The organism is Streptomyces pathocidini (assembly GCF_001418495.1).
Taxonomy (GTDB): domain Bacteria; phylum Actinomycetota; class Actinomycetes; order Streptomycetales; family Streptomycetaceae; genus Streptomyces; species Streptomyces pathocidini.
The window spans coordinates 1-6304 of sequence record NZ_LIQY01000387.1; the positions used below are offsets into that span (position 1 = coordinate 1).

Annotated in this window: 5 protein-coding genes and 1 pseudogene; 5 read left to right on the forward strand and 1 reads right to left on the reverse strand. The window is 73.1% G+C overall.

From position 1 onward, the window contains the following. Window positions 1–158: pseudogene (locus AOK16_RS29330) on the forward strand (signal recognition particle-docking protein FtsY); the annotation flags it as partial. A 107-nt stretch (window positions 159–265) separates the two neighbouring features. Here AOK16_RS29330 and AOK16_RS18350 read toward each other — a convergent pair. Beyond that, window positions 266–937 (reverse strand): bifunctional DNA primase/polymerase, encoded by a 672-nt coding sequence (locus AOK16_RS18350; RefSeq protein WP_055473320.1) that lies wholly within the window; start codon window positions 935–937, stop codon window positions 266–268. Between the two features lie 454 nt (window positions 938–1391). Between AOK16_RS18350 and nsdA the strand changes: the two genes are divergently transcribed. From nsdA to AOK16_RS18370, 4 genes are all read left to right on the forward strand, one after another. Continuing rightward, window positions 1392–2885 carry a transcriptional repressor NsdA gene (gene nsdA / locus AOK16_RS18355; protein ID WP_055473321.1) on the forward strand — a complete coding sequence of 498 codons (1494 nt, stop codon included), beginning with the start codon at window positions 1392–1394 and terminating at the stop codon, window positions 2883–2885. Between the two features lie 302 nt (window positions 2886–3187). Next, window positions 3188–4498: an ammonium transporter gene (locus tag AOK16_RS18360; RefSeq protein ID WP_055473322.1), complete on the forward strand. Its 1311-nt coding sequence runs from the start codon at window positions 3188–3190 to the stop codon at window positions 4496–4498. Beyond that, window positions 4495–4833 carry a P-II family nitrogen regulator gene (locus AOK16_RS18365; RefSeq protein ID WP_055473323.1) on the forward strand — a complete coding sequence of 113 codons (339 nt, stop codon included), beginning with the start codon at window positions 4495–4497 and terminating at the stop codon, window positions 4831–4833. The genes AOK16_RS18360 and AOK16_RS18365 overlap by 4 nt, the downstream gene beginning before the upstream one ends. Window positions 4834–4859: 26 nt before the next feature. Beyond that, on the forward strand, window positions 4860–6304 hold a 1445-nt coding region (locus tag AOK16_RS18370; protein WP_240483636.1), incomplete at its 3' end, for a [protein-PII] uridylyltransferase.

Genomic DNA, 6304 nt, shown 5'->3' on the forward strand with positions numbered 1-6304 from the left:
GTCGTCGAGAAGCACGGCCCGGTGGGCGAGGTGCTGCTCGTCCTGGACGCCACCACCGGCCAGAACGGCCTGGTCCAGGCGCGGGTGTTCGCCGAGGTCGTGGACATCACCGGCATCGTGCTGACCAAGCTGGACGGGACGGCCAAGGGCGGCATCGTNNCCCGTACGCGCGCGTACGGGTGGACACGACGGCAGAGTGAAGGGGCCCCCGCCGTGGTCAGCGGCAGGGGCCCCTTCCGTCGCCGGCCGGCGGCACGAGGGCAGGTCAGACCGCCAGCCGGTGGGTCACGTAGGCGAGTGTGCCCAGCAGGAGCCGGGCCTGCGGGGGGCGGCCCGCGGTGTCCAGTGTCGGCGGGCGCAGCCAGCGCACCGGGCCCAGGCCCGCGAGGTCGGACGGCGGGGCGGTGATGTGGCTGCCGGGCCCCAGGCCGTGCAGGTCGAGGCCGGCGTCGTCCCAGCCCATCCGGTAGAGCAGCGAGGGGAGTTCCGCCGCGCCGCCGGGCGCGACGAGGAACTGCGCCCGGCCGTGCGGGGTCCCGACGACCGGTCCCAGCGGCAGCCCCATCCGCTCCAGCCGGACCAGCGCGCGGCGCCCCGCCGGCTCGGCGACCTCGATCACGTCGAACGCCCGCCCCACCGGGAGCAGTACGGCCGCGCCCGGCACCTCGGACCAGGCCTTGGTGACCTTCTCCAGCGTGGCCCCGGCCTGCACCTCGGGGGCGAAGCCGAGAGGATGGGCGCCGGGGGAGGGGCAGTTCGAGCGGCCGCAGGAGCACTCGCTCGCGCCGCCGTCCGGGCCGCGCCGCGCGCGGGCGCCCGGGACCACGTCCCATCCCCATAGGCCGGTGTACTCGGCCACGGCCGTGCACTCGGACGCGCGGCCGCGCCGTCGTGAGCCGGACCGCTTGTCGCGGATGCCGCCGATCGTGAAGCCCATGCCCCCTCCAACGGGTCGCGGTCCATGAGGGTTACGTCATGGAGTACCGCCGTGACGTTCCGTTGCCACCCTGTGATCCTGGCGGCGCGGCGGGGCTCGACGGGTGGTGCGCGGTCATTCGCGCGCCCCCGGTGCGCGCCGCTCGGCCAGTCTCCGGTCGCCTCCTGTCAAGTGAATCGTGAGGAGCGGCAACGGAGTTCATTCGAAGGGGTGGCGAATGGTGGCGATTCCAGAATTCGCCTCGCGGGGCCAGTGATCGTAGGATTACGTTCGGTGCACGAACCCCCGTGGCGGGGCAGCCTGTTGGGTATGCCGGAGGCATGACGGACCGTCTGCCCGCCCGGGCAGCAGGGAACTTCAACGGGACAGGAGCCGCACGGGCGGCATCCTGGGGGACGGTTCGCGGACGCCTGTCAAGGATGACGGCGTCGAGGTGCGGGATAGGAGCCTTCCAGTGAGCGGGAACGGCGGTAGTGGGGCGCAGGCCGACAAGCACCCCAACGACCAGCTCGGCTCGTGGTTCGTGCGCAGCGGCTGGTCCAAGGGCGAGCTCGCGCGCCAGGTGAACCGCCGCGCCCGGCAGCTGGGCGCGCACCACATCAGCACCGACACCTCCCGCGTACGCCGCTGGCTCGACGGCGAGCAGCCCCGCGAACCGATCCCCCGGATCCTCTCCGAGCTGTTCTCCGAGCGCTTCGGCTGCGTCGTGGCCGTCGAGGAGCTCGGGCTGCGCTCGGCGCACCAGTCACCCTCGGTGTCCGGCGTGGACCTGCCCTGGGCGGGACCGCAGACCGTGACGCTCATCAGCGAGTTCTCGCGCAGCGACCTCATGCTGGCGCGCCGCGGCTTCCTCGGCACCTCGCTGGCGCTGGCCGCCGGGCCCGCCCTCGTCGAGCCGATGCAGCGCTGGCTGGTGCCCACCCCGGCGGGCGCCGCCCCCGCTCCCGCCGCGGCCGAGGCCGACAGGTCGGGCCCGCGGCGCTCGACCAAGCTCTCCGACCCGGAGCTGGAGCTGCTGGAGTCGACCACCGTGATGTTCCGGCAGTGGGACGCCCAGTGCGGCGGCGGTCTGCGCCGCAAGGCGGTCGTGGGCCAACTCCACGAGGTCACCGACCTGTTGCAGGAGCCGCAGCCGGAGCCGATCGCGCGGCGGCTGTTCGGGGTTGCCGCCGAACTCGCCGAGCTGGCCGGGTGGATGAGCTACGACGTGGGCCTCCAGCCCACCGCGCAGAAGTACTTCGTCCTCGCCCTGCACGCCGCCAAGGAGGCCGGGGACAAGCCGCTCGGCTCGTACATCCTCTCCGGCATGAGCCGCCAGATGATCCACGTCGGCCGCCCCGACGACGCGCTGGAGCTCCTCCACCTCGCGCAGTACGGCAGCCGGGACTGCTCGACCGCGCGGACCCAGGCGATGCTGTATGCGATGGAGGCCCGCGCGTACGCCAACATGGGCCAGCCCAACAAGTGCCACCGCGCCGTGCGCATGGCCCAGGACGCCTTCGCCGACGCCACCCCGGCCGACGGCGACCCGGACTGGATCCGCTTCTTCTCCGAGGCCGAACTGCACGCCGAGAACGCCCACTCCTACCGCGACCTCGCGTATGTGGCCGGCCGCAGCCACACGTACACCTCGCTGGCCAAGCCCGAGATGGAGCGGGCCGTCGAACTCTTCGGGCAGGACGAGGAGCACCAGCGGTCGTATGCGCTGAACCTCATCGGCCTGGCCACCGTCCACCTCCTGGAGCGTGAGCCCGAGCAGTCCGCGGCCATGGCGGAGAAGGCGCTCGTGGTGGCCAAGCGGGTCCGCTCGGAGCGGGTGAACACCCGGCTCCGCAAGACCGTGGACAACGCCGCGCGGGACTATGCGGACGTCCCCGCGATCGCGCACCTCTCCGACCAGCTGGCCCTGCAGCTGCCCGACAGTGTGGAAGCCGCGCAGGCCGTCTGACGCCCCGCGGCGCCCGCCCGATCCCCGGCCGCCGCCCGCCCTCCGTACTCAGTGACTCGGCTCCCCCGTGCCAGTCAGCCGGATGGCGGGCGCGGCCGGTCCCATGAGCCGGGGAAGAGTAATCGAGGCGACGGGACGTGCCCCCGGGCAGTTCATCCGCGTGTAACACGGCCATGTCCTTCGTCACGGCGGTGAAACACCGTGTGGCATCGACTGAAACCGGCCTGCGCCAACCTCTTGGCGAAACCCGGCCCCACCTCTTCCCGCCCGCACGGGCCGTCGCTTTCGAGGAGACGTCGACATTGAATGGCGCAGATACCGCATTCGTATTGATCAGTGCCGCGCTGGTCATGGTGATGACGCCCGGCCTGGCCTTTTTCTACGGCGGCATGGTGCGGGTGAAGAGTGCCCTCAACATGCTCATGATGTCCTTCATCGCCCTCGGCATCGTCAGCGTGTTGTGGGTGCTGTACGGATACTCCCTGACCTTCGGCCCCGACCTCGGCGGCGGGCTGCTCGGCAACCTCGACTTCGTCGGCCTCAAGGGCATCGACGTGGAGACGCTGACCGGCGGCAAGGAGGGCATCCCGGTCTTCGCCTTCGCCCTCTTCCAGCTGATGTTCGCGGTCCTCACGCCCGCGCTGATGAGCGGCGCCCTCGCGGACCGCGTGAAGTTCAGCGCCTGGGCGCTGTTCATCACCCTCTGGGTCAGCGTCGTGTACTTCCCGGTGGCGCACTGGGTGTGGGCGGTCGACGAGGGCTGGCTCAACAAGCTCGGCGTGATCGACTTCGCGGGCGGTACGGCGGTCCACATCAACGCCGGTGTCGGCGCGCTCGCCGCGGTCCTGGTCGTCGGCAAGCGGATCGGCTTCAAGAAGGACCCGATGCGGCCGCACAACCTGCCGCTGGTGATGCTGGGCGCCGGCCTGCTGTGGTTCGGCTGGTTCGGCTTCAACGCCGGCTCCGAGCTCGCCGCCGACGGCACCGCCGCCACCATGGCGCTCAACACCCAGGTCGCCACCGGCGCCGCGATGCTCGGCTGGCTCGCCTACGAGCGGATCCGGCACGGCGCGTTCACCACGCTGGGCGCCGCCTCCGGCGCGGTCGCGGGCCTGGTCGCCATCACCCCCTCCGGTGCGCATGTCAACGCCCTCGGCGCGATCCTCATCGGTGTCGTCGCGGGCGCGATCTGCTCCTGGGCCGTCAGCCTCAAGTTCAGGCTGGGCTTCGACGACTCGCTCGACGTGGTCGGCGTCCACCTGGTCGGCGGTGTCGTCGGCACCCTGCTCGTCGGCCTCCTCGCCATCGACGGCGTCGGCGGCCTCGACCAGCTCGGCAAGCAGGCCGTGGGTGCCTCCTCCGTGATGGCCTTCTCCTTCGTGGTGTCCTGGATCCTCGCCAAGCTCGTCGATGCCACCATCGGGTTCCGGGCGAGCGAGGACGACGAGACCTCCGGTGCCGACCAGGCCTTCCACGCCGAGACCGCGTACGACTTCAGCGCGGTCGGCGGCGCCCCCACGGGCCGCGGCGCGACCGCCCACAGCAAGGACGAGAAGGCCGCCGCCGCGCCGCAGAAGTCGCGGAAGCCGCAGAACAAGAAGGTGGACGCATGAAGCTCATCACCGCGGTCGTGAAGCCGCACCGGCTCGACGAGATCAAGGAGGCCCTGCAGGCCTTCGGCGTCCAGGGCCTGACCGTCACCGAGGCCAGCGGCTACGGGCGGCAGCGCGGGCACACCGAGGTCTACCGCGGCGCCGAGTACACCGTGGACCTCGTGCCGAAGATCCGCGTCGAGGTGCTGGTCGAGGACGCCGACGCAGAGCAGCTGATCGACGTCGTCGTGAAGGCCGCCCGCACCGGCAAGATCGGCGACGGCAAGGTCTGGAGCACCCCGGTCGAATCGGCGGTCCGCGTGCGGACCGGCGAGCGCGGCCCGGACGCGCTCTGAGGCCATACGAACGAACGGGAGCCCGGGTGACGGCAGAGAGCATCGACGAGACGACGGCGAACGCCGATCCGGGACCCAGCGGTTACGCCGCGGCCCGGCTGCGACTCCTCCAGGGGGAGTCGCAGCCGGGGCCGCGGCGCCGTACCGCCCTGGCGGAGCTCACCGACTCCTGGCTGGCGGCCGTGTTCCACGGCGCCGCCCGCGAGGCCGGAGTGGGCGGCGCCTCGCTCGTGGCCGTCGGCGGCTACGGGCGCGGGGAACTCTCCCCGCGCAGCGACCTCGACCTGCTGCTCCTGCACGACGGGTCGGCGGACGCGGGCGCGGTGGCCGCGCTCGCGGACCGCGTCTGGTACCCGGTCTGGGACCTGGGCCTGTCCCTCGACCACTCCGTCCGCACCCCGGCCGAGGCCCGCGGGACCGCGGGCGACGACCTCAAGGTCCACCTCGGGCTGCTGGACGCCCGGCACATCACGGGCGACGCCGGGCTCACCGCCGGGCTGCGCACCGCCGTACTCGCCGACTGGCGCAGCCAGGCGCCGGGGCGCCTCACCGAACTCCACGAGCTGTGCGTCGAACGCGCCCAGCGCCAGGGCGAGTTGCGGTTCCTGCTCGAACCCGACCTCAAGGAGGCCAGGGGCGGGCTGCGGGACGTGACCGCGCTGCGCGCCGTCGCCGCCTCCTGGCTGGCCGACGCCCCGCGCGAAGGGTTGGAGGACGCGCGCCGGCGGCTCCTGGACGTGCGCGACGCCCTCCACCTGGCCACCGGCCGTGCCACCGACCGGCTGGCGCTCCAGGAACAGGACCAAGTCGCCGCGGAACTGGGCCTGCTGGACGCCGATGCCCTGCTGCGGCAGGTGTACGAGGCGGCGCACACCATCGCGTACGCCGGGGACGTCACCTGGCGCGAGGTCACCCGGGTACTGCGCGCCCGCTCGGCCAAGCCCCGGCTGAAGGGGCTGCTCGGCGGGCGCGGAGGCCGCGGAAGCGGGCGCTCCGCGGCCGAGTCGGCGGCCGAGCGCAGCCCGCTCGCCGAAGGGGTCGTGGAGCAGGACGGCGAGGTCGTGCTCGCCCGCGCCGCGCGCCCCGAGCGCGACCCTGTGCTCCCCCTGCGCGCCGCGGCCGCGGCGGCGCAGGCCGGGCTCCCGATCTCGCTGCACGCCGTACGGCGCCTGGCCTCGGCCGTGCGCCCGCTGCCCGTGCCGTGGCCCGCCGAGGCCAGGGAGCAACTCGTCACGCTGCTCGGCGCGGGGGAGTCCACCGTTCCGGTGTGGGAGGCGCTGGAGGCCGAGGGCCTGATCACACGGCTGCTGCCCGACTGGGAGCGCGTGCGCTGCCGCCCGCAGCGCAACGCCGTCCACACCTGGACCGTCGACCGCCACCTCGTCGAGGCCGCCGTGCGCGCCGCCGCGCTGACCCGCCGGGTCAGCCGCCCCGACTTGCTGCTGGTCGCCGCGCTGCTGCACGACATCGG

Coding starts and splice junctions, on each gene's coding strand:
- AOK16_RS18350 (WP_055473320.1), bottom strand. CDS start 937: ATGGGCTTCACGATCGGCGGCATCCGCGACAAGCGGTCCGGCTCACGA.
- AOK16_RS18365 (WP_055473323.1), top strand. CDS start 4,495: ATGAAGCTCATCACCGCGGTCGTGAAGCCGCACCGGCTCGACGAGATC.